A 21219-nucleotide genomic window follows, 5' to 3' on the forward strand; every position below is an offset into this window, starting at 1 on the left:
ACACATGTCGAGAAAAGATCCAAATCGACTAACAGGCAGACAAAAAGCAGCAATCCTAATGATTTCCTTAGGGCTAGACGTGTCAGCATCTGTATACAAACATCTGTCTGAAGACGAAATAGAAAAATTAACATTAGAAATTTCAAATGTACGAAGTGTAGATACTGCTAAAAAAGATGAAGTCATCGAAGAGTTTCACAGCATTGCCATCGCGCAGGACTACATATCACAAGGCGGCCTTATGTACGCAAGACAAGTGCTTGAAAAAGCGCTTGGTGAGGACAAAGCGGACAGTATCTTAAATCGCTTAACATCCTCACTTCAAGTGAAACCATTTGATTTTGCTAGAAAGGCTGACCCAGAGCAAATTTTAAACTTTATCCAGCACGAGCATCCACAAACCATTGCGCTCATTCTTTCCTACTTAGATCCAGTACAGGCTGGACAGATTTTATCTGAGTTAGGCGAGGAAGTACAAACTGAGGTTGCAAGAAGAATTGCTTTAATGGATCGCACATCTCCAGAGATCATCAATGAGGTGGAACGTATTCTTGAACAAAAGCTTTCTTCAACCTTTACGCAAGATTATACCCAAACGGGCGGAGTCGAAGCGGTAGTCGAAGTACTGAATGGTGTAGACCGTGCAACGGAGAAAACCATTTTAGATACACTGGAAATTCAAGATCCTGAGCTTGCTGATGAAATTAAGAAACGTATGTTTGTCTTTGAAGACATTGTTACTCTTGATAGCAGAGCCATTCAGCGCGTGATTCGAGATGTTGAAAATGACGATTTACTACTTGCACTCAAAGTGGCAAGCGAAGAAGTCAAAGAAATTGTCTTCCGCAACATGTCGCAACGTATGGTCGAAACGTTCAAAGAAGAAATGGAGTTTATGGGACCTGTCCGGCTTAGAGATGTCGAGGAAGCACAGACTCGTATTGTCAGCATCGTAAGACGACTTGAAGAGGCTGGAGAAATCGTCATAGCTCGAGGTGGAGGAGACGATATCATTGTCTAGGATTATCAAACATGAAACATCTGTTATTCCTGAACAAGGCCGTCAAACCATTCCCTTGCAGCAAGTGGAATTCAAAAGAGAACATCACGAAGAAGAGCTTGTCAACGAGACAGAAGCATCTCAGCTTGTATTAAGTGATGCACAAGATGAAGCAAGCCGTATTTTAGAACAAGCAAATCGTGAGCTGGAACAAACAATGGCTGAAATCAATCAGCGGCGAGCTGATTTTGAAGCAGAAAGAGTACAGCTCATTGAAGAAGCGAAACAAACAGGATATCAAGATGGTTTTCAAAAGGGCGAAGCAGATGCGAATTTACAGTATCAATCGATTCTTGATCAAGCGAATGACATTGTCAGCCTTGCAAAGCAGGACTATGAAGCAAAAATCGAAAGCTCTGCTGAAGAAATTGTCGAACTTGCGTTTGAGCTCGCTAAACGAGTATGGAATGCAGCTGAGGACACAAAAGAACAATTTTTAACGCTAGTGAAGCAGGTCGTTTCAGAAGTGAAGGAATATGACGATATTTCCATCTATGTAGACCCTGCACATTACGAACATGTGATGGAATATAAAGACGAATTAAATAGAATCCTTCAAAAGAATACACATCTTGCCATTTACTCGGATGAAAAAGCACCAAAAGGTACTTGTTACGTCGAAACAAGCTTTGGAAAAGTGGAAGCGAGTGTTGATACCCAAATGAATCAGTTAAAAGAAAAGTTATTAGAAGTCATTGATTCAGGTGATCACAAATGAACATAGATGTGCTAAAAGAAACGATTGAAACCGCCGATCCTTACAAACGTTTTGGTAAAGTCAATCGAGTTGTTGGACTGATGATCGAGTCCAAGGGGCCAGAAAGCTCAATCGGTGATGTATGTCTTATTCACAAAAAAGGGAGTAAGAACCATCCGATAAAAGCAGAAGTCGTTGGCTTTAAAGATGAAAACATTCTACTCATGCCCTACGTAGAAGCCTCTAACATCTCACCAGGCAGTCTTGTTGAAGCAACAGGTGAATCGTTAAAGGTCAAAGTAGGAACTGGTTTAATCGGGCAGGTTGTTGATGCCTTCGGTGATCCACTGGACGGCAGCATGCTTCCTAAAGGACTTGCACCTGTCTCAACAGAACAATCTCCTCCAAACCCGATGGACAGACCGCCTATTCGTGAAAAAATGGGCGTTGGTGTCAGAGTGATTGACAGCTTGCTCACAGTCGGCACTGGTCAAAGAATTGGCATATTCGCGGGAAGCGGTGTTGGTAAAAGTACCTTGATGGGGATGATTGCCAAGCAGACAGAAGCGGATCTCAATGTCATTGCACTTGTTGGAGAGCGTGGACGTGAAGTTCGCGAGTTTATCGAAAAAGATTTAGGAGCTGAAGGACTGAAGCGTTCGATTGTTGTTGTCGCAACTTCAGATCAGCCCGCACTGACAAGACTAAAAGCAGCCTATACTGCAACAGCTATTGCCGAATATTTCAGAGACAGAGGCAAAAATGTCATGTTTATGATGGATTCTGTCACAAGGGTCGCCATGGCACAGCGGGAAATAGGACTTGCAACCGGTGAACCGCCAACAACAAAAGGATATACGCCTTCAGTGTTCGCTATACTGCCAAAATTGCTAGAACGAACTGGTACAAATCAACTTGGTTCCATCACAGCGTTTTACACAGTGCTTGTTGATGGTGACGATATGAATGAGCCGATCGCTGATACAGTGCGGGGGATTTTAGATGGCCACATAGTACTTGATCGTGCACTGGCCAACAAAGGACAGTTTCCAGCTGTCAATATTCTGAAAAGTATCAGTCGTGTCATGAGTAATATCGCAAGTCATGATCACAAGGAAGCGGCTAACCGGTTCCGCCAGCTTTTATCCACATATCAAAACGCTGAAGACCTCATTAACATTGGAGCATATAAAAAAGGCTCCTCTAAAGATATTGATGAGGCCATGCAAGCTTACCCACAACTGATTTCATTTTTGAAGCAGGATGTTGAAGAGGCTGTATCGATTGAAGACAGCGTGAGGATATTGCTCAGTTTGATGAATAGAGAGGATTGACAAAAACAGTGAGATATCAATACAAATTTCAAAAGCTCTTAGAATTGAAAGAAAGTGAAAAAGACAAATCACTCGCAGCGTATCAACAATCCGTTTCGGCATTTGAGCAAGCCGCTGAAAAACTCTATGAAAATATGAGTAAAAAAGAGCTAATGGAAAAGAGCAAAGAAGAAAAGCTGAGAAGTGGGATGAGTGTTCAAGAAATGCGTCATTATCAGCAATTTGTGACGAATTTAGATAACACCATTCATCATTATCAGCAGCTTGTGATCATGAAACGCCATCAAATGAATGAAAAACAATCTGATTTAACTGAAAAAAATATTGAGTTTAAAAAGTTTGAAAAAATGAAAGAAAAGCAATTTGAAAAGTTCTCCCTTGAACATAAGGCAATTGAAATGAAAGAAATGGATGATATCTCTATCAGCCAATTCATGTTTCAAGGACATTAGGAGTCGAGATGAATGCCTAAGAAGGAAAAAACAAAGGAATCAAGCGGCGGCGGTAAATTTCAATGGATCTTGTTTATTGTCATTATCCCATTGGTTGTGCTTGTGATTGTAACGGGCACAATCCTTTATATGGCAGGTTATGATCTAAAGAAACCGCTCCAAAACATTCCAGGGATTAGCAGCTTGGTTGGATCAGATGACACATCAAAAACGTCATCTTCAAATAACGATCAACGTGATACAGAGTTGAAAGCGTTGAAAAAGACGATTAAAGAACAAGAGAATGAACTTGAAATTGCTCAAAAAGACTTGAAGACAAGTGATGAAGAGATTAAACGATTGAATCAAAAAATCAATTCACTTGAAAAAACATCTGATAAAGAGAACACGTCAGCAAGTGACAGTTCATCAAACAGTACATCATCAAGTAATAACGGATCAGGATCTTCAACTGATTCGTCAGCATCTTCTAATCAGCAATCAAAAGGAAAGGTCGCCAGCATTTATGAAAGCATGGATGCAGGAAAATCTGCCAAAATTCTATCAGAGCTAAGTGATAAAGAGGCTTTGAAGATCCTTGAAGAGCTGAGTAAAAATAAGCTGACGGACATATTAGCAAAACTGACACCTCAGAAGGCAGCAACGTTCACGAAGGAGCTTGCCAAAAAAGAAGAAAGTGAAAATGGAGGTGGACAATAAGTGAAGCTATTGGAAATTGGAGCCTTACAGCAATCTTCCCAAGGTCTCTCGGGGCTAAAGGGAGAGGGGGCAGTATCTGCTCGCGGCCTGTTTAAACAATTGTTAAATGGCGCAGGTATTCAAAGTGGTCCAGCTATTTCTCAGCCAGCGGAAACCAATCTATCCATGAATGATGCGATGCAAATCATTGAAAAATGGATGCAATCACCTGAAGAAGGAATAGATGGAGATCTTCTTGCGGCACTTCAGGCGCTGCAAGGGCAAAAGCTTGAAGGGGCTGACTTAAAGTCACTTGAAGAGCTATTTCAAAAGATGGAATCGGTTATCTATGGCGATCAGGATAAGAAGCCAGTTGCTGAACATAGTGAACAGCTCATACAAGTCCACTTTTTCTTATATCAAATACTGAATCAGCAGCCGGTGAGCTTTGATGCAAAATTTGTACAGGATATTCAAGCAAAAGGTGAAGAGTTCATCAAGTTTCTAACGAAAAACGGAGCAGATGAAAAGCTCATTCAACAAGTAAAAGAGCAGTTCTTCTCGCAAGGATCGGCACCTAAGCTGAATAATATGTCACAAAGCGAGCTGAAACACTTTAATCAGTTAATCGATCATATGATGGCGAATGCGAAAGGGTCAGATAAAGAGTGGAAAATTTCCTTAGGAGAGTTAAAAGAAATGGTTGCTCCAAGGCAAGAATCTTCCTTCTCATCTCCAGCAAAAGGTGTTGCCTCACTTGAATGGCTTCTGAAAAAAGAAGTCACCAAAGGTCAAGGCACTACGGCACCTGCTTCTGAAAAAACAATCACCCATACGCTGCTTCCAGGGCATAAACAGTTCTTCCAACTGCAATCAGCTGCTCCTGTGCAGCAGACGCAAACAACTGACGAAAAGCCAGGCACGGTTGATCAGCAGATTTTAAATACGTGGAAACAAATGAAGTTCACACCATTTGGCAATTCAAGCGGACGGTTTACCGTACGATTAAATCCAGAAAATCTAGGGTTTATTACCATCCAGCTAACGAAACAAAACGGGATGTATGCGAGTAAAATTACAGCTTCAACGCAAGCAGCAAAAGAGCTGCTCGAGCATCATCTGCCGCAGCTCAAGCAGGCGCTACCGAATATGTCGGTTCAAGTTGACCGTTTCCATATACCGCTTCAGTCAAATGAGCAGCCGTCTTTTGGACAATTTAATGAGGAAGGCAAGCAGCAGCCATCAAAAGGACAAAGTTTCCAGCAGCCTGATGAACAGGAAGCTGAATTCCAAGATGTACTAGATGCGCTTGTTGGATCAGAAGAAGAAGAGGAGGAGATCTAATGGCAACGGTTGATGCGACGAATAGAACAGCCGCACAAGCGGACACTTCTTCAAACGCAGCAAAGAAAACAGATACACTTGGCCGAGATCAGTTCTTGAAAATCTTGCTTACGCAGCTTCAAAACCAAGATCCGACAAACCCGATTGATGACCGTGAGTTTGTCACACAGCTTGCAACATTTTCTTCTTTAGAACAGCAAATGAATATGAACGAATCTATCACTCAAATGAATCAGATCATGTCTACATTTGTTGCACACCAAGATCCATTTACGACATATGTAGGCTGGATTGGTAAAGAAGTAGCGGGCAAACAAGATGATAAAGACATATCTGGCACTGTGAAGTCTGTGAAAAACATAAACAATGAATACTTCCTATATTTAGAAGATGGAACGAAAATCAGCCCATGGGATGTTACAACTGTTGGAGAAAAATCGTAAGCAAATCGAGGAGGAAAATAAATGTTACGCTCACTTTACTCAGGAATTAGCGGAATGAAAAACTTCCAAACAAAATTAGATGTTGTAGCCAATAACGTGGCCAACGTCAATACACATGGATACAAAAAAAGCCGTATCACTTTTAAAGATATGGTCAGTCAAACCATTGCAAGTTCTGGTGGACCGACGAATAACTCTGGTTCAATCAACTCAAAACAAGTTGGATTAGGATCAGCTTTATCTTCTATTGATAAAATCATGACATCAGGTTCTTCTCAAAATACAGACGAACCATATGATTTCTATATTAATGGAGATGGATTTTTCCGTATTGAAAAGCAAGGTGAAATCCTTTTTACAAGAACAGGGAACTTCAAACCTGATTCAAATGGGGATTTGGTAACATCTGATGGAAACTATCTTCTTGGTATGGATGGGCAAAGAATCAACATTCCACGAGACAATGTGTCAAGTGTTAGTGTTGGGCCAGATGGGACCGTTTCTGTTGTTGAGAACAACGTTTCTCGTACTGTTGGACAAGTATCACTTGTGTCTTTCAGTAATGCAGGAGGACTAGATAAAGTTGGGGATAACTTATATCGCCAAACACTCAGTTCCGGTGCACCAAGTAATGCCATGGCTCCTGGAACTCAAGGAACAGGTGAACTTCAAACAGGTAAACTTGAAATGTCAAACGTTGATTTAACAGACGAGTTTACAGAAATGATTATCGCACAGCGTGGATTCCAATCGAATGCAAAGACGATCACAACATCTGATGAAATTCTGCAAGAACTTGTGAATCTGAAACGATAGGAGGTAGGGGGAGCGGTTTATCGCTTCTCTGCTTAATATGATTGAAGTGACAAGATTAAATGGCAAAGGATTTATGCTCAACGCTCTCCATATCGAGCAAATCGAAAGCTTTCCAGACACGACCATTACACTCGCCAATGGAAAGAAATTCGTTGTGAAAGAAGATGAAGAGCAGCTTCAGGAGAAAATCATTTCTTTTTATAGAAAAATCCAAGTCATTTCATTGAATCAAGGAATAGAGGAGTTTGAATGAAGAAGAAATTAGTCGTAGTAATGCTAATCATGATTATTGCTATCGTCGGAATTGGAGCAGGTATTTTCTTTCTGGTGAATGGGTCAGACGAAGCAAAAGCAGAAAAAGAGCCAACAGCAGATGAAGTCGTAAAAGCTTCTGTTGAAATTCCTGAGATTGTGACCAATTTAAAATCTGAAGGAAATGCGGTTAAACTTGTACTAAATATTGAAACTGATTCAGAAAAAGCCAAAGAAGAGCTTGAAAAAAGAAGCTTCCAAGTGAAAGATGCCGTGATTGACATTTTATCAGACACGAATGCAGATGAACTTGATGGCAAAAAAGGCAGAGAACATTTTAAAACACAGGTCAAAAACAAAGTGAATAACTATTTGCAAGATGGCAAGGTGAAAGAAGTTTATATAACCTCCTTTAATCTGCAATAGAGGCGATTAATTGACACGATGGAGGTGAAGAAATGTCAGGAGAAGTGCTTTCCCAGAATGAGATCGACGCATTATTATCCGCCATATCAACAGGCGAAATGGATGCAGAAGAGCTGAAAAAAGAAGAAACGACGAAAAAAGTGAAAGTGTACGACTTTAAACGTGCACTGCGCTTTTCAAAAGACCAGATTCGAAGTTTAACAAGAATTCATGATAACTTCGCTAGACTGCTTACCACACACTTTTCAGCGCAGCTAAGATCATATATTCAAATTTCTGTCAGCTCGGTTGACCAAGTGCCATATGAAGAATTTATTCGTTCGATTCCTAATATGACATTATTAAACTTATTTTATGTCAGCCCGCTTGAAGGAAGAATCATGCTTGAAGTGAACCCAACGATTGGCTATGCCATGATGGATAGGCTGATGGGCGGGATTGGCATTAGTCATAATAAGACAGAATCACTGACAGAAATCGAAACAAAGATTATCTCAAACATGTTTGAGGGAGCTTTGGAAAACTACAGAGAAGCGTGGCAGTCCATAACCGACATCGAGCCAGAAATGGCAGATTTCGAGGTAAATCCCCAGTTTGTTCAAATGGTGTCACCAAACGAAACAGTTGTCGTCATTTCTCTTAATACACAAATTGGTGAGGTCAGCGGGGTTATTAACCTCTGTATTCCTCACGTAGTATTAGAGCCCATTATTCCGAAGCTGTCTGTACACTACTGGATGCAATCTGAACGAAATGAACCGAAACAAGAAGAAACAAAGGCCATTGAAAAACGGATTATGACGGCGAAAATACCGGTAGTCGCAGAGCTTGGACAATCGGAAATGACGGTGGAAGAGTTTTTGAATTTGGAAATTGGTGATTGTATTGCCTTGGACAAACCAGTAAATGCGCCTCTTACTGTTATGGTCGGAAATAAACCGAAATTCTTGGGACAGGCCGGCCGCGTGAATCGGAAACAGGCGATTCAAATTCTAGATCACGACATAAGAGGTGAAGAAGATGGAGAATAACGGAAGTAAATTATCACAAGATGAAATCGATGCGCTCCTTAAAGGAGGCAGCAATGACGATATAGAGCCTGATACACTCCTTTCTGCAATGGAACAAGATGCCATTGGAGAAATCGGAAATATATCATTTGGAAGCTCTGCAACAGCACTTTCAACCCTATTAAGTCAAAAAGTGGAGATTACAACTCCAACTGTCACAGTGATTCAAAAAAGCAAGCTGAATGAGGAATTTCCTCATCCGTATGTCGCGATTGAAGTGAATTATACGGAAGGCTTCAGCGCTAGTAACCTGCTTGTCATCCAGCAAACCGATGCGGCAGTCATTGCAGATTTAATGATGGGCGGAGATGGAACAAATGCTGACCCGTCGTTAAGTGAAATTCACTTAAGTGCAGTACAAGAAGCGATGAACCAAATGATGGGTTCAGCAGCGACGTCCATGTCAACAGTCTTTAATAAAAAGATTGATATTTCTCCGCCTCGCGTTGAGTTGCTTGATGTGAAAGAAGGAGAAGGCACAGACCGCATTCCAGCTGAAGAGATGCTTGTCAAAGTGTCCTTTAGATTAACAATAGGTGAACTCATAGATTCAAATATTATGCAGCTTTACCCTATTACGTTTGCGAAAGATTTGATTGCAGAATTAACAGACCCAGCGGAAGAAGAGCCGGTTCAAGAAGCACCTCAGAGTGCACCTGAACCACAGCAGGCTGCTCCGCAAGCACAATCTGCTCCTATGCAGCAATCGGCACCGCCGAAAAGACAGGCGAAGCCAAAGCCGGCAGAACCTGTCAATGTGGCGCCAGTTGAATTTGAGGCATTTAGTGAGCCTCAGCATACAACAAGTCAGCTCGGTAATCTTGATATGCTGATGGATATTCCACTTTCCATAACAGTGGAGCTTGGAAGAACGCAGCGCAGTGTGAAAGAAGTACTTGAACTTTCCGCTGGAAGTATCATTGAACTGGACAAACTTGCAGGTGAGCCAGTCGACATTCTGGTCAACAAACGAATCGTCGCCAAAGGAGAAGTTGTTGTCATTGATGAGAACTTTGGTGTACGTGTGACTGACATTTTAAGTCAGTCTGAAAGACTTTCTAATTTAAAATAAACAAACATATAGGGAGAGAATAAGTAAATGGCTACTAAGGTATTAATCGTAGATGATGCAGCATTCATGAGAATGATGATTAAGGATATTCTTGTAAAAAACGGATTTGATGTAGTAGGAGAAGCAGAAAACGGCGCACAAGCTGTTGAAAAATATAAAGAAACATCTCCTGATCTAGTCACAATGGATATCACAATGCCAGAAATGGACGGGATCACAGCATTAAAAGAAATTAAACAAATCGATGCTTCTGCAAAAATCATTATGTGCTCAGCGATGGGACAACAATCAATGGTTATTGATGCCATTCAAGCAGGTGCAAAAGACTTTATCGTGAAGCCATTCCAGGCAGACCGTGTACTTGAAGCAATTAATAAAACGTTAGGCTAAAAAAGGGTGTAAGACTTGTTGAAAAAACGTTTGATATGTATAGCAATGATCAGTTTTATGCTTTTCTTGACAGCGCAGCCAGCCTCACTGTTTGCTGAAACAAAAGATCCTGAAAATGGCACAGTGAATGACTGGCTCAAAGATGAGAAAGAAAGCAAAAAGGATACAGAAAAGAAAACCACTGACAATCAAACGAATCCGGCAGAAGAAGTTCCCTCTTCTTCTGTCTCCATTATGGATTTTGTCAAAATGATTGGTGCCTTACTTTTTGTCATCCTGCTCATTTACGGATTGGTGAGATTTGTTGGAAAGCAAAACCGCTTACTCAAGCCATTTCGCTATGTTGAAAATATTGGCGGAACGACGGTTGGTCAAAATCGTTCAGTTCAGCTGATCAAAGTGGGCAAACGAGTATTAGTTGTCGGCGTAGCAGACTCAATCCAGCTACTAAAAGAAATCGATGATGAACAAGAATGCGAAGCGATTGTGAAACAATACGAAGAAGCGATGGAAAGTAAGACTGACTTACCGAAAATGATGCAAAAATTAACATCGCAAGTGAAGAAACACGATCAGCCGACCACTTCTTCTTTTTCAGCCAATTTAAAGGCGCAGCTAGCCGAATTGAAAAAGACCCAATCAGAAGTCAGAAAGAAAGGCCCGAAACAAAATGAATGAGTTTATCGATTTATTTAATTCCAGTGGCGCAGGGAATATTAGCACATCTGTCCGTCTTCTTTTATTGTTAACTGTATTTTCAGTTGCACCAGGCATTCTTATTTTAATGACCTGTTTTACACGGATTGTGATTGTTCTTTCGTTCGTCAGAACATCACTTGCAACCAACTCAATGCCGCCAAACCAAGTGCTTGTAGGACTTGCTTTGTTTCTCACATTTTTTATTATGGCACCCACGTTCTCAGAGATTAATAAAGAGGCACTCACGCCGCTTTTAAATGATGATATTACGTTAAATCAGGCCTATGAAAAAGCCGAAGTGCCAATTAAAGAGTTTATGAGTAAACATACGAGACAGAAAGATTTGGCTTTATTTCTTAGTTACGCAAAAATGGATACCCCTGAATCGATTAAAGATATTCCCTTAACGGCGATGGTACCAGCATTTGCAATTTCAGAATTAAAGACGGCATTTCAAATTGGTTTTATGATTTTTATTCCATTTTTAATTATTGACATGGTGGTCGCAAGTGTCCTGATGTCGATGGGGATGATGATGCTTCCGCCGGTTATGATATCGCTCCCTTTCAAAATATTGTTATTTGTATTAGTTGATGGATGGTATTTGATTGTTAAATCTTTGCTGCAAAGCTTTTAGAGTAGGTGCTTAAAACATGAGTTCAGAATTTGTCATTACGATGGCTGAAAGATCAGTGTATGTTGTATTACTTGTCAGCGGGCCGCTTCTAGCGCTCGCACTAATCGTGGGACTAATTGTCAGTGTGTTTCAGGCGACAACCCAAATCCAAGAACAGACGCTTGCGTTCATTCCAAAAATTGTTGCAGTGCTCATTGGACTTGTTGTGTTTGGTCCGTGGATGCTTTCAACAATTGTGTCATTTACAACAGAGCTGTTCTCGAATTTAGATCGATTTGCAGGTTAATCAGAGATGTCAATCATAGAATTATTTCCTGCCTTTCTTCTCGTTTTCATTCGGATCACCGCTTTTTTCGTGACAGTGCCGCTATTAGCGCATCGAACGATACCAGCAGTTCACAGAGTTGGTTTTTCACTGTTTTTGGCTGTCATTAGTTTTAGCACAATTAAAGAACCGCCAGCACTCGATATCGACGGTCTTTACATGATGCTTGCCGTGAAAGAAGCAATGGTCGGACTTCTGCTTGGACTGATTGCATATATCATGGTGTCCGCAGTTCAAATTGCCGGCTCATTCATCGATTTTCAAATGGGTTTTGCGATTGCCAATATTATTGATCCACAAACAGGGGCGCAAACGCCGCTGATGGGGCAGTTTTTTTATACGGTGACCTTGCTACTGATGCTGGCAACAAATGCACATCATTTGCTGCTTGATGGAATCTATTACAGTTTTCAATATATTCAAGTTGATCAGTATGCGCTGAACTTCGGCAGTGAATCCTTTGCTTACTTTATTGCAAAGAGTTTCAACCAAATGTTCATCATAGCCTTTCAAATCTCAGCACCTGTTGTGGCTAGTTTGTTTTTAGTCGATTTGGCATTAGGAATTGTGGCACGTACAGTTCCGCAAATGAACGTATTTGTCGTTGGACTGCCCATTAAAATGGGCGTGAGTTTTATTATGATCATCATTTGTATGGGTGTCATCTTCGGGGTCGTCCAAAATACATTTGAAACGATTGTGCTCACCATGAGGAATTTCTTAGCATTGGTCGGTGGTTCGTCATGACGACAAGACTTAGACTCGACTTGCAATTTTTCGCAGGTGAAAAAACAGAAAAAGCAACACCGAAAAAGAGACGGGATTCACGTAAAAAAGGGCAGGTTGCCAAAAGTACCGACGTCAATACAGCCATCTCATTTCTACTAATCTTTTTATCATTCTTTTTTATTGGGCCTTTTATGAAAGAGCGTATTATTGCGCTCATTGAACGTTTTTATTCAACAACGATGCTAATGAAGGTTAGCACATCTAATATTCATCAACTATTTGTGGAATTGCTTCAGGAAACAGGACTCCTCCTCATGCCAATCCTTGGTGTTGGTATGCTGGCAGGGATCATTAGTAACTATTTGCAGGTTGGCTTTCTCTTTTCGACAGAAGTAATCAAACCGAAATTAGAAAAACTCGATCCAATCAAAGGGTTTAAACGAATATACAGTATTCGAGCCCTCGTAGAGCTATTAAAATCCATTTTGAAAATTGGTTTAATTGGTTTTGCGACATTTATTGCACTTTGGATGCACTTTGACGATATCCTGAGGCTTCCTTTATTAACAGCAGAGGAAACTCTTCATTTCGTGGCAAATATGACCTTGATTATGGGTCTATATGCAGCAGGTGCTCTCATGATCTTAGCAGGGCTTGATTACATGTATCAGAAATTTGATTATGAAAAAAACTTACGGATGTCTAAACAAGACATCAAAGATGAGTATAAAAAATCAGAGGGTGACCCGCTCATAAAATCAAAAATTAAACAGCGGCAAAGGGAAATGGCCATGAGACGGATGATGCAGGAAGTCCCAAAAGCGGACGTCATCATTACAAACCCGACCCACTACGCAATTGCCTTGAAATATGACGAAGAAAAGATGGACGCGCCCTATGTTGTAGCAAAGGGAACAGATATTTTGGCTTTGAAAATTAGAACAATTGCGAAAGAACATGATGTCATGACTGTAGAGAACCGGCCACTCGCCCGCGCCCTCTATGATCAAGTGGATATCGACCAAGCGGTGCCGGAAGAGTATTTTAAGGCGATCGCAGAAATTTTGGCTTACGTATATAAAACGAAACAAAAGATTTTATGAATTTTTGGTTTTAAAAGGAGAGAACAGGCATGTCAGCAAGAGATTTATCTGTTTTATTCAGTGTTATTTTAATCGTGGCGATGCTGGTCATACCGTTTCCGCCCATCCTATTAAGTATTTTAATCATTATTAATATTTCTCTTGCGCTTATCGTGCTTCTCACCACAATGAACATGCAAGAACCACTGCAATTTTCCATTTTTCCATCGTTACTTTTGCTCTTAACACTGTTTCGTTTAGGGCTTAACATCTCTACAACCCGTTCTATTTTATCAACTGGAGATGCTGGTAAGGTTGTAGAAACGTTTGGATCATTTGTTGTTGGGGGCAATATACTCGTTGGTCTGGTTGTCTTCCTTATTCTGATCATCATTCAGTTTATTGTCATCACCAAAGGGGCAGAGCGTGTATCAGAGGTTGCGGCCAGATTTACACTCGATGCGATGCCAGGTAAACAGATGAGTATTGACGCAGATTTGAATGCAGGAATGCTGACAGAAAGTGAAGCTAGAAACCGCCGTGAAAAAGTAGCCAGAGAAGCAGACTTTTATGGTGCGATGGATGGTGCAAGTAAGTTCGTTAAAGGGGATGCCATCGCAGGTATTATCATCGTTATTATCAATATTATTTTTGGCATCATTATTGGGATGATTCAGCAAGGAATGTCAATTCAAGAATCAGCTTCCCACTTTACTCTTTTAACAGTAGGGGACGGAATTGTTTCGCAGATCCCTGCACTTCTTATTTCAACAGCGACAGGGATTGTTGTCACGAGAGCGGCTTCTAACGGAAACCTTGGTTCAGACATTACGGGTCAGCTCTTTGCCTTCCCTGCCATGCTTTACGTCACAGCAGGTACGATCTTCCTGCTTGGATTGTTTACGCCAATTGGCGTACTTTTGACAGGGCCGATCGCAGGTTTACTTGCACTCGGTGCGTACATGATGTCGAAAAACAAACAGGATCAAGAAGAGATTGAAGAAGTACTGGAAGAACAGGCAGAGGTAGAAGAGATGAAAAGTCCAGAAAGCGTCATTCATCTCCTGCAAATGGATGCCATTGAATTTGAATTTGGCTACGGGTTGATCCCGCTTGCAGATGCCAATCAAGGCGGAGACCTGCTAGACCGAATTGTCATGATCAGAAGGCAGCTTGCTCTTGAACTAGGTCTTGTCATTCCAGTTGTCCGTATTCGAGACAACATTGCGCTGAACCCGAATGAATACAGGCTCAAAATAAAAGGGAACGAAGTGGCAAAAGGAGAGCTGCTGCTCGATCATTACTTAGCGATGTCTCCAACGCCTGATGATGATCCGATTGAAGGAATTGAAACAATCGAACCATCCTTTGGTCTGCCGGCAAAATGGATATCAGAAGCAGAAAAAGATCAGGCTGAAATGCTTGGGTATACAGTGGTCGATCCAGCATCTGTTGTGTCTACCCACATCACAGAGAAGATTAGACAAAACACCCATGAACTGCTTGGACGCCAAGAAACGAAGCAATTAATCGATCATCTGAAAGAAAGTTATCCAGTTCTAGTAGATGAGGTAACACCGAATCCACTAGCAGTCGGGGATATCCAAAAAGTACTTGCAAAACTTCTGAAAGAAAAGGTCTCCATTCGAAACCTTGTGACCATTTTTGAGACCCTTGCAGACTACGGAAAATTAACGACTGATACAGACTTGCTAACAGAGTATGTTAGACAGGCACTTGCAAGACAGATTACTGCACAGTATGCAAGAGAAAATGAATCACTGAAAGTCGTGACATGCTCTGGCCGAGTCGAAAAGGTGATTGCAGACAGCGTGCAGCAAACAGAGCATGGGAACTACTTATCGTTAGATCCAGAATCCTCTGAAAGTGTGATTCAATCAGTGGCGAGAGAAATTGAACAGCTTTCGCTTCGTCAGGAAACGCCGGTTCTATTATGCTCACCTCCTATAAGAATGTACGTCAAACAGTTGTTAGAAAGATATTTCCCAGATTTACCGGTACTATCTTATAACGAACTAGAAGCAAATGTGGAAGTACAGAGCATCGGAGTGGTGGATATCTAATGAAAATGAAAAAAATCACAGCGAATTCTATGCAGGAGGCAACGATCCAAATCAGGCAGCAGCTTGGGAAGGATGCCGTCATATTAAATTCGAAAACCGTTGTCAAACGAAAGCTGTTCGGTTTAAAGAAACAGCAAATGGTCGAAGTGATTGCAGTGCTGGATCAAGATTTTGAAGAAAGAGCCGGTAAAGGATTACAACCAGCAGCTGCGCCTATCCCGGTGTTACCGAAAAAGGAGCAGACTCAACACCTTACACAAGAGCTGCCGGCTGCTGCTCAAGCAGTCAAAGCAGCGCCTTCTCATTCTCAGCCTATAGAATATGCAAGAAACGAACGCCATGCCGGGATCTTACCGGATTCTCTCATGAAAATGGATCAAAAGCTAAAGGATCAAGGTCTTGATGCTGAGATTCGAGATGAGTGCTTAAAGGGTCTTTTAACAAAAGGTGCTGTGAAAGAAGAGCAGATTGAAAAAGAACTTGAAAAACTACTCACAGGGATGCTGCCGGCTCACACTTCTGATGAGCCGATGATTCGTTCGAAATACATTGTGTTGTTTGGTTCAACTGGTGCTGGTAAAACGACAACAATTGCAAAGCTGGCTGCGAAAACAGCTATTCAGCAGCAAAAGAAAATTGCTTTTATCACAACAGATACGTACCGGATTGCAGCGATTGAACAACTAAAAACATATGCTGAACTGCTGAATGCACCTCTTGAGGTTTGTTATTCAAGAGAGGACTTTGTGAAAGCACAGCAGACCTTTAAAGACTATGATCATATTTTCATCGATACAGCAGGCCGTAACTTTAAAGAAGAGGCGTACATCAAAGAGCTGACAGATATCATTCCATTTGATGAAAGCATTCAAAGTTTTCTCGTCATGAGTGCGACATCGAAATATCAAGATATGAAAGCCATGGTCAAACGTTTTGAACACGTTCCAATCGATCAATTTATTTTTACTAAAGTTGATGAAACAGACACGATGGGAACGATCTTTCAAATCATTGCAGAATCTCAAATCGGGCTCGGGTTTTTAACAAATGGTCAAAATGTACCTGAGGATATTCTTGAGAGTTCTCCCCTTGATTTGACAAGGATGGTCTTACAATGATGAAGCCTGACCAAGCCGAAGGTTTAAGAAAGCTTGTTCAGCAGAATCAACTGATTGTACCGAGCTCTCTTCATGCGAATGGACAGGCGAAAACCATTGCTGTCATGAGCGGTAAAGGCGGAGTAGGTAAATCGAATTTGACGCTGAATATGGCACTGTCTATCGCAAGTACGGGCAAGCAAGTGCTCATCATCGACCTCGACTTTGGCATGGGGAATATTGATATTTTACTAGGGAAAACATCGACCAGCTCTATATTAGACGTGCTTGTTAGAAAAAAATCCTTCCAAGCGGCTATGACAAAAGGAACGGACAATCTGTATTACATTTCTGGCGGAAGCGGGCTTGAACAGCTGTTTTCTTTAGAAAAAGATCAATGGTCGTTCTTTTTAGAAGAGATGGAGAAAATATTGAATGACTTTGATTGTATATTCTTTGATATGGGTGCAGGCTTGTCAAAAGATCAACTCCCCTTTGTCTTATCGGCAGGAGAGGTGGTCGTTGTGACAACGCCAGAACCAACATCCATCATGGATGCCTACAGCGCAATTAAGCACTTAGCCATTCATCAGTTTGAACAGTCTGTTCAAATCATCGTCAACCGGTGTAAAACCCCGTCAGAAGGGTCTGAAACGTACCGGAAATTAGCAGGAGTGGTGACATCCTTTCTACACCGAAAGCTTGTGTTTGCTGGGGCGGTGCCTGATGATCCTGCTGTTCCTAAAGCAGTCACTGAACAAATTCCATTTTATATGAAGCAGCCTCATTCAAGGCTAAGTAAAACCATTAAAATGCTGGCTGAAACACTGTATCATCAGCAGATAAGAGAGGCACGGAGAGAGCAGCATACGTTTATAGATAAGTTGTCCTCTTTTTTTAAAAGGAGGAAGGTGGACTCATGATTAGAGTGCTTGTAGTAGATGACTCGGCTTTTATGAGAAAACTCATCAGTGATTTCCTAAGTGCCGAGCAAGAAATTGAAGTCGTCGGAACGGCGCGAAATGGAGAAGATGCCTTAAAGCGGATTAAGGAATTGAATCCAGATGTTGTCACACTTGATGTGGAAATGCCTGTTCTAAATGGAACAGAAGCATTAAAACAAATTCTGGCTGAACACGACCTTGCTGTAATTATGGTGTCAAGCCAGACGAAGCAAGGGAAGGAATTAACCATCCATTGCTTAGAACTCGGTGCTTTTGACTTTGTGACAAAGCCTTCAGGAAGTATTTCGCTCGATTTACACAAAGTAAGAGGTCAAATTGTAGAGCGGGTACTTGCGGCAGGCCTGTCGAGAAAACGTACTGAGAAACAAGTTTCTCCTAAGCCGTTCATGAAGCCGCCAAGTCCAATTCCAGCGGTCGCTCCCCGCCTGCAAGAAGTAAGAAGCGGTTCATCACTCCGAAAGATTATTTCAATCGGAACTTCTACGGGAGGGCCTAGGGCGCTTCAACGAGTCGTCACGAAGTTGCCAAAAGACATAGAGGCGCCGATTTTGATTGTGCAGCATATGCCGGCAGGATTTACGGCATCGCTGGCTACTAGATTAGATCATTTATCACAAATTACGATCAAAGAAGCTCAAGATGGAGACATCGCTAAAAATGGAGTGGCTTACATAGCTCCTGGTGGATTGAATATGTCACTTCATGAACAAGGGGCAGCTTTAGTGATCAGGCTGTCCCCAGAAGACACTGACAGCCGTCACAAACCTTCTGTTAACTATTTATTTGAATCCATCAGCAACATAAAAGGTTACGAGAAAATCGCTGTCATTATGACAGGAATGGGTAGTGATGGCACAGAAGGTGTCAAAAAAATGGTCGCAAGCGGTCATACAAAAGTCATTGCAGAAAAAGAAGAATCATGTGTTGTTTTCGGAATGCCTAAATCAGTCATTAAAGCAGGCCTTGCACATGAAACAAGGCATGTGGATGACATCGCACATGCAATTATAAGCTCCATGAAAAAAGAGAGGGCGTGAACACGTTGGATGTAAACCAATACTTAGATATCTTTTTAGATGAAAGCAGAGAACACTTACAAACTTGTAATGAAAAACTTCTTGAATTAGAAAAGAACCCAACAGACTTGCAGCTAGTGAATGATATATTCAGAGCCGCTCATACACTGAAAGGCATGAGTGCAACGATGGGCTTTGATGATATGGCTCAATTAACACATCATTTAGAAAACATGTTTGATGCCATCAGAAACGAACAAATGATTGTCACTCCTGAATCAATGGATACGATGTTTGAAGCACTCGATCACCTTGAAGCAATGGTTCAATCGATTGCAGAGGGCGGGGATGGAAAACGTGATGTCACGGAGATTAGTAAAAAACTAGATGTGACAGGAAGCCATGCAGAAACAGCCTCTGCCGTTGAGACTGCTGAAGCATCATCAGCTGCAAGCGACCTAGACTATAACGAATTTGAACGAACAGTTCTTGATGAAGCGAGAGAACAAGGCTTTAAATGTTATGAGCTGAACGTGACATTAAGTGACGCATGCTTATTAAAAGCCGTTCGTGTCTATATGATTTTTGAAAGACTGAACGAAGCAGGAGAAGTTGTCAAAACGGTTCCGAATGCAGAACTTTTAGAATCAGAAGATTTTGAATCTGAATTCAGCATTTCTTACTTATCGAAACAGCCGATGGAAGAAGTGAAAAAAATCGTGACAGCGATCTCAGAGGTTGAACAAGTGGAGATTTCTGAAGTCTCTGCCTTTGAAGAAGTGGCTCAGGCTGAAACAAAAGCAGAGAAACCTGAGCAGAAAAATGAAGAAGTCGCAGCTCCTGCTGCTAAAGCGCCAGCAAACGATGCGCCAAAAGCAAATGGCAATAACGGTGCAGCTGCCGGCGGAACGAAAACGATCCGTGTCAACATCGATCGTCTAGATTCACTTATGAACCTGTTTGAAGAGCTGGTCATTGATAGAGGACGTTTAGAACAGATTGCTAAAGAACTTGAAAACAACGAACTCACGGATACAGTAGAAAGAATGTCCCGTATTTCTGGAGACCTGCAATCGATCATCTTGAACATGAGAATGGTGCCTGTAGAAACGGTGTTTAACAGATTCCCACGTATGATTCGTCAATTGACGAAAGAGCTCAATAAGAAAATTGAACTGATCATTGAAGGTGCTGAGACAGAGCTTGATCGAACAGTGATCGATGAAATTGGCGATCCGCTCTTACACTTACTTAGAAACAGTCTCGATCACGGGATTGAATCACCAGAAGAACGTGTGAAAAAAGGCAAACCAGAAAAAGGAACTGTTCTTTTAAAAGCATATCATAGCGGAAACCATGTCTTCATTGAAGTAGAAGATGATGGCGGCGGGATTAACCGTAAAAAGGTCCTTGAAAAAGCATTAGAGCGCGGGGTTATTACAGAAAGAGAAGCGGAAACACTTGAAGATCACCAAATTGATTCATTGATCTTTGCAGCAGGGTTCTCTACAGCTGATACGATTTCTGATATCTCGGGCCGAGGTGTAGGTCTTGACGTTGTGAAAAACAAGCTGGAATCATTAGGTGGTTCTGTGAGTATTAACTCAACAGAAGGTCAAGGCTCACTGTTCTCAATTCAGCTTCCACTCACATTATCGATCATTTCCGTACTTCTTGTGAAACTAGAGGAAGAAACATTTGCTATTCCGATTTCTTCTATTATAGAAACGGCTGTCATTAAGAAGAGTGACATCCTTCAAACGCATGATCGTGAAGTCATTGATTTCCGCGGATTTATCGTACCGGTTGTGTACTTGAAGAAACAGTTCAACGTACCAAATGCGAATGATTTAGAAGAAGAACTGCACATTATTGTTGTCCGTAAAGGAGACAAGCTAACAGCATTTGTGGTCGATTCGTTTATCGGTCAGCAAGAGGTTGTATTGAAATCACTTGGAGATTACCTACCAAACGTATTTGCGATATCAGGCGCAACAATCTTAGGTGACGGTCAGGTTGCACTCATCGTTGACTGTAATGCACTGATTAAGTAAAAAACAATAGAGGAGCGGTCTGAAATGAGTACAGATATCAAAACTGGCGAAAAGATGATTGTGTTTATCGTAAACAAAAAAGAATACGCCATTTCAGTATCAGAAGTAAAGTCCATTGAAAAATGGCAGCAGCCGACAAGAGTTCCTGGCGTTGCCCCTTATATATGCGGTGTCATTAATCTACGTGGTGTCGTGACACCTGTCATTGACCTTAGAGTGAGACTTGGATCAACTGACAACGAGATTACAGACGAAACAAGAATGATTATTGTACAAGTTGGTGACATTGAAGTCGGCTGGATTGTTGATGAAGCAAATGATGTCATTACTGTTCATCAGGAAGAGGTAGAAACTTCTACTGATTCAGCTGAAAAAGAAGGACTGTCATGGGTGACAGGAATTATTAAGCATGATCAGCGTCTATTCAATATCATTCATGCTGGTGCGGTCCTCGACAAGAGCGTGCAAGATGCACCTGTTCATTAAGGGGGATGTGA

Annotated in this window: 24 protein-coding genes; all 24 read left to right on the plus strand. The window is 41.4% G+C overall.

Annotated elements, in window-relative coordinates; translation table 11 throughout:
• The first annotated feature begins 4 nt into the window (after positions 1-4).
• Genes fliG through M2369_RS11330 form a run of 24 tightly spaced genes read left to right on the plus strand, consistent with a single transcriptional unit; the run spans position 5 to position 21208 of the window.
• Positions 5-1021 (plus strand): flagellar motor switch protein FliG, encoded by a 1017-nt coding sequence (gene fliG, locus M2369_RS11215; protein WP_034281776.1) that lies wholly within the window; start codon positions 5-7, stop codon positions 1019-1021.
• On the plus strand, positions 1014-1778 hold the full coding sequence (gene fliH, locus M2369_RS11220) for a flagellar assembly protein FliH (RefSeq protein ID WP_024720351.1): 765 nt from the start codon (positions 1014-1016) through the stop codon (positions 1776-1778). Before fliG ends, fliH begins: the two co-directional genes overlap by 8 nt.
• On the plus strand, positions 1775-3091 hold the full coding sequence (fliI, locus tag M2369_RS11225; protein ID WP_008344803.1) for a flagellar protein export ATPase FliI: 1317 nt from the start codon (positions 1775-1777) through the stop codon (positions 3089-3091). The genes fliH and fliI overlap by 4 nt, the downstream gene beginning before the upstream one ends.
• 8 nt (positions 3092-3099) lie before the next feature.
• Positions 3100-3543 carry a flagellar export protein FliJ gene (gene fliJ / locus M2369_RS11230; RefSeq protein WP_024720352.1) on the plus strand — a complete coding sequence of 148 codons (444 nt, stop codon included), beginning with the start codon at positions 3100-3102 and terminating at the stop codon, positions 3541-3543.
• Positions 3544-3555: 12 nt separating this feature from the next.
• A complete protein-coding gene (locus M2369_RS11235; RefSeq protein ID WP_024720353.1) occupies positions 3556-4242 on the plus strand; it encodes a MotE family protein in 687 nt (228 codons plus the stop codon).
• On the plus strand, positions 4243-5565 hold the full coding sequence (locus M2369_RS11240) for a flagellar hook-length control protein FliK (protein ID WP_259254225.1): 1323 nt from the start codon (positions 4243-4245) through the stop codon (positions 5563-5565). It begins immediately after the preceding gene.
• A complete protein-coding gene (gene flgD / locus M2369_RS11245; protein ID WP_041507305.1) occupies positions 5565-6008 on the plus strand; it encodes a flagellar hook assembly protein FlgD in 444 nt (147 codons plus the stop codon). The genes M2369_RS11240 and flgD overlap by 1 nt, the downstream gene beginning before the upstream one ends.
• Positions 6009-6029: 21 nt before the next feature.
• A complete protein-coding gene (gene flgG / locus M2369_RS11250; RefSeq protein ID WP_008344796.1) occupies positions 6030-6824 on the plus strand; it encodes a flagellar basal body rod protein FlgG in 795 nt (264 codons plus the stop codon).
• A gap of 37 nt (positions 6825-6861) precedes the next feature.
• Positions 6862-7077: a swarming motility protein SwrD gene (swrD, locus tag M2369_RS11255; protein ID WP_008344794.1), complete on the plus strand. Its 216-nt coding sequence runs from the start codon at positions 6862-6864 to the stop codon at positions 7075-7077.
• Positions 7074-7502 carry a flagellar basal body-associated protein FliL gene (gene fliL / locus M2369_RS11260; RefSeq protein WP_041507304.1) on the plus strand — a complete coding sequence of 143 codons (429 nt, stop codon included), beginning with the start codon at positions 7074-7076 and terminating at the stop codon, positions 7500-7502. The genes swrD and fliL overlap by 4 nt, the downstream gene beginning before the upstream one ends.
• Positions 7503-7534: 32 nt before the next feature.
• Positions 7535-8533, plus strand: a complete 999-nt coding sequence (gene fliM / locus M2369_RS11265; RefSeq protein WP_008354483.1) for a flagellar motor switch protein FliM — start codon at positions 7535-7537, stop codon at positions 8531-8533.
• Entirely contained in the window at positions 8523-9644 is a 1122-nt protein-coding gene (gene fliY / locus M2369_RS11270) for a flagellar motor switch phosphatase FliY (RefSeq protein WP_007499588.1), read from the plus strand. Before fliM ends, fliY begins: the two co-directional genes overlap by 11 nt.
• A 27-nt stretch (positions 9645-9671) precedes the next feature.
• Positions 9672-10034, plus strand: coding sequence for a chemotaxis protein CheY (gene cheY, locus M2369_RS11275; protein ID WP_007499584.1), 363 nt, complete (start codon positions 9672-9674; stop codon positions 10032-10034).
• 18 nt (positions 10035-10052) lie between these two features.
• Positions 10053-10712, plus strand: coding sequence for a flagella biosynthesis regulatory protein FliZ (gene fliZ, locus M2369_RS11280; protein WP_024720357.1), 660 nt, complete (start codon positions 10053-10055; stop codon positions 10710-10712).
• Positions 10705-11370 (plus strand): flagellar type III secretion system pore protein FliP, encoded by a 666-nt coding sequence (gene fliP / locus M2369_RS11285; protein ID WP_007499580.1) that lies wholly within the window; start codon positions 10705-10707, stop codon positions 11368-11370. The genes fliZ and fliP overlap by 8 nt, the downstream gene beginning before the upstream one ends.
• Before the next feature lie 16 nt (positions 11371-11386).
• Positions 11387-11656 carry a flagellar biosynthesis protein FliQ gene (gene fliQ, locus M2369_RS11290; protein ID WP_003211206.1) on the plus strand — a complete coding sequence of 90 codons (270 nt, stop codon included), beginning with the start codon at positions 11387-11389 and terminating at the stop codon, positions 11654-11656.
• Between the two features lie 6 nt (positions 11657-11662).
• Entirely contained in the window at positions 11663-12442 is a 780-nt protein-coding gene (gene fliR / locus M2369_RS11295; RefSeq protein WP_007499578.1) for a flagellar biosynthetic protein FliR, read from the plus strand.
• On the plus strand, positions 12439-13527 hold the full coding sequence (flhB, locus tag M2369_RS11300; RefSeq protein WP_041507303.1) for a flagellar biosynthesis protein FlhB: 1089 nt from the start codon (positions 12439-12441) through the stop codon (positions 13525-13527). The genes fliR and flhB overlap by 4 nt, the downstream gene beginning before the upstream one ends.
• Before the next feature lie 29 nt (positions 13528-13556).
• Positions 13557-15590 carry a flagellar biosynthesis protein FlhA gene (gene flhA, locus M2369_RS11305; protein WP_008344782.1) on the plus strand — a complete coding sequence of 678 codons (2034 nt, stop codon included), beginning with the start codon at positions 13557-13559 and terminating at the stop codon, positions 15588-15590.
• Positions 15590-16708, plus strand: a complete 1119-nt coding sequence (gene flhF, locus M2369_RS11310; RefSeq protein ID WP_039166667.1) for a flagellar biosynthesis GTPase FlhF — start codon at positions 15590-15592, stop codon at positions 16706-16708. The genes flhA and flhF overlap by 1 nt, the downstream gene beginning before the upstream one ends.
• Positions 16705-17610 carry a MinD/ParA family protein gene (locus M2369_RS11315; RefSeq protein WP_259254233.1) on the plus strand — a complete coding sequence of 302 codons (906 nt, stop codon included), beginning with the start codon at positions 16705-16707 and terminating at the stop codon, positions 17608-17610. The genes flhF and M2369_RS11315 overlap by 4 nt, the downstream gene beginning before the upstream one ends.
• Complete coding sequence (locus M2369_RS11320; protein ID WP_024720361.1) at positions 17607-18689, plus strand: protein-glutamate methylesterase/protein-glutamine glutaminase; 1083 nt, start codon at positions 17607-17609, stop codon at positions 18687-18689. The genes M2369_RS11315 and M2369_RS11320 overlap by 4 nt, the downstream gene beginning before the upstream one ends.
• 5 nt (positions 18690-18694) lie before the next feature.
• Positions 18695-20722 carry a chemotaxis protein CheA gene (locus M2369_RS11325; RefSeq protein ID WP_216895104.1) on the plus strand — a complete coding sequence of 676 codons (2028 nt, stop codon included), beginning with the start codon at positions 18695-18697 and terminating at the stop codon, positions 20720-20722.
• Positions 20723-20746: 24 nt separating this feature from the next.
• Positions 20747-21208 carry a chemotaxis protein CheW gene (locus M2369_RS11330; RefSeq protein WP_045034266.1) on the plus strand — a complete coding sequence of 154 codons (462 nt, stop codon included), beginning with the start codon at positions 20747-20749 and terminating at the stop codon, positions 21206-21208.
• Positions 21209-21219 lie beyond the last annotated feature (11 nt).

This window comes from Bacillus sp. JUb11 (genome assembly GCF_024807925.1).
GTDB classification, from domain to species: domain Bacteria; phylum Bacillota; class Bacilli; order Bacillales; family Bacillaceae; genus Bacillus; species Bacillus altitudinis.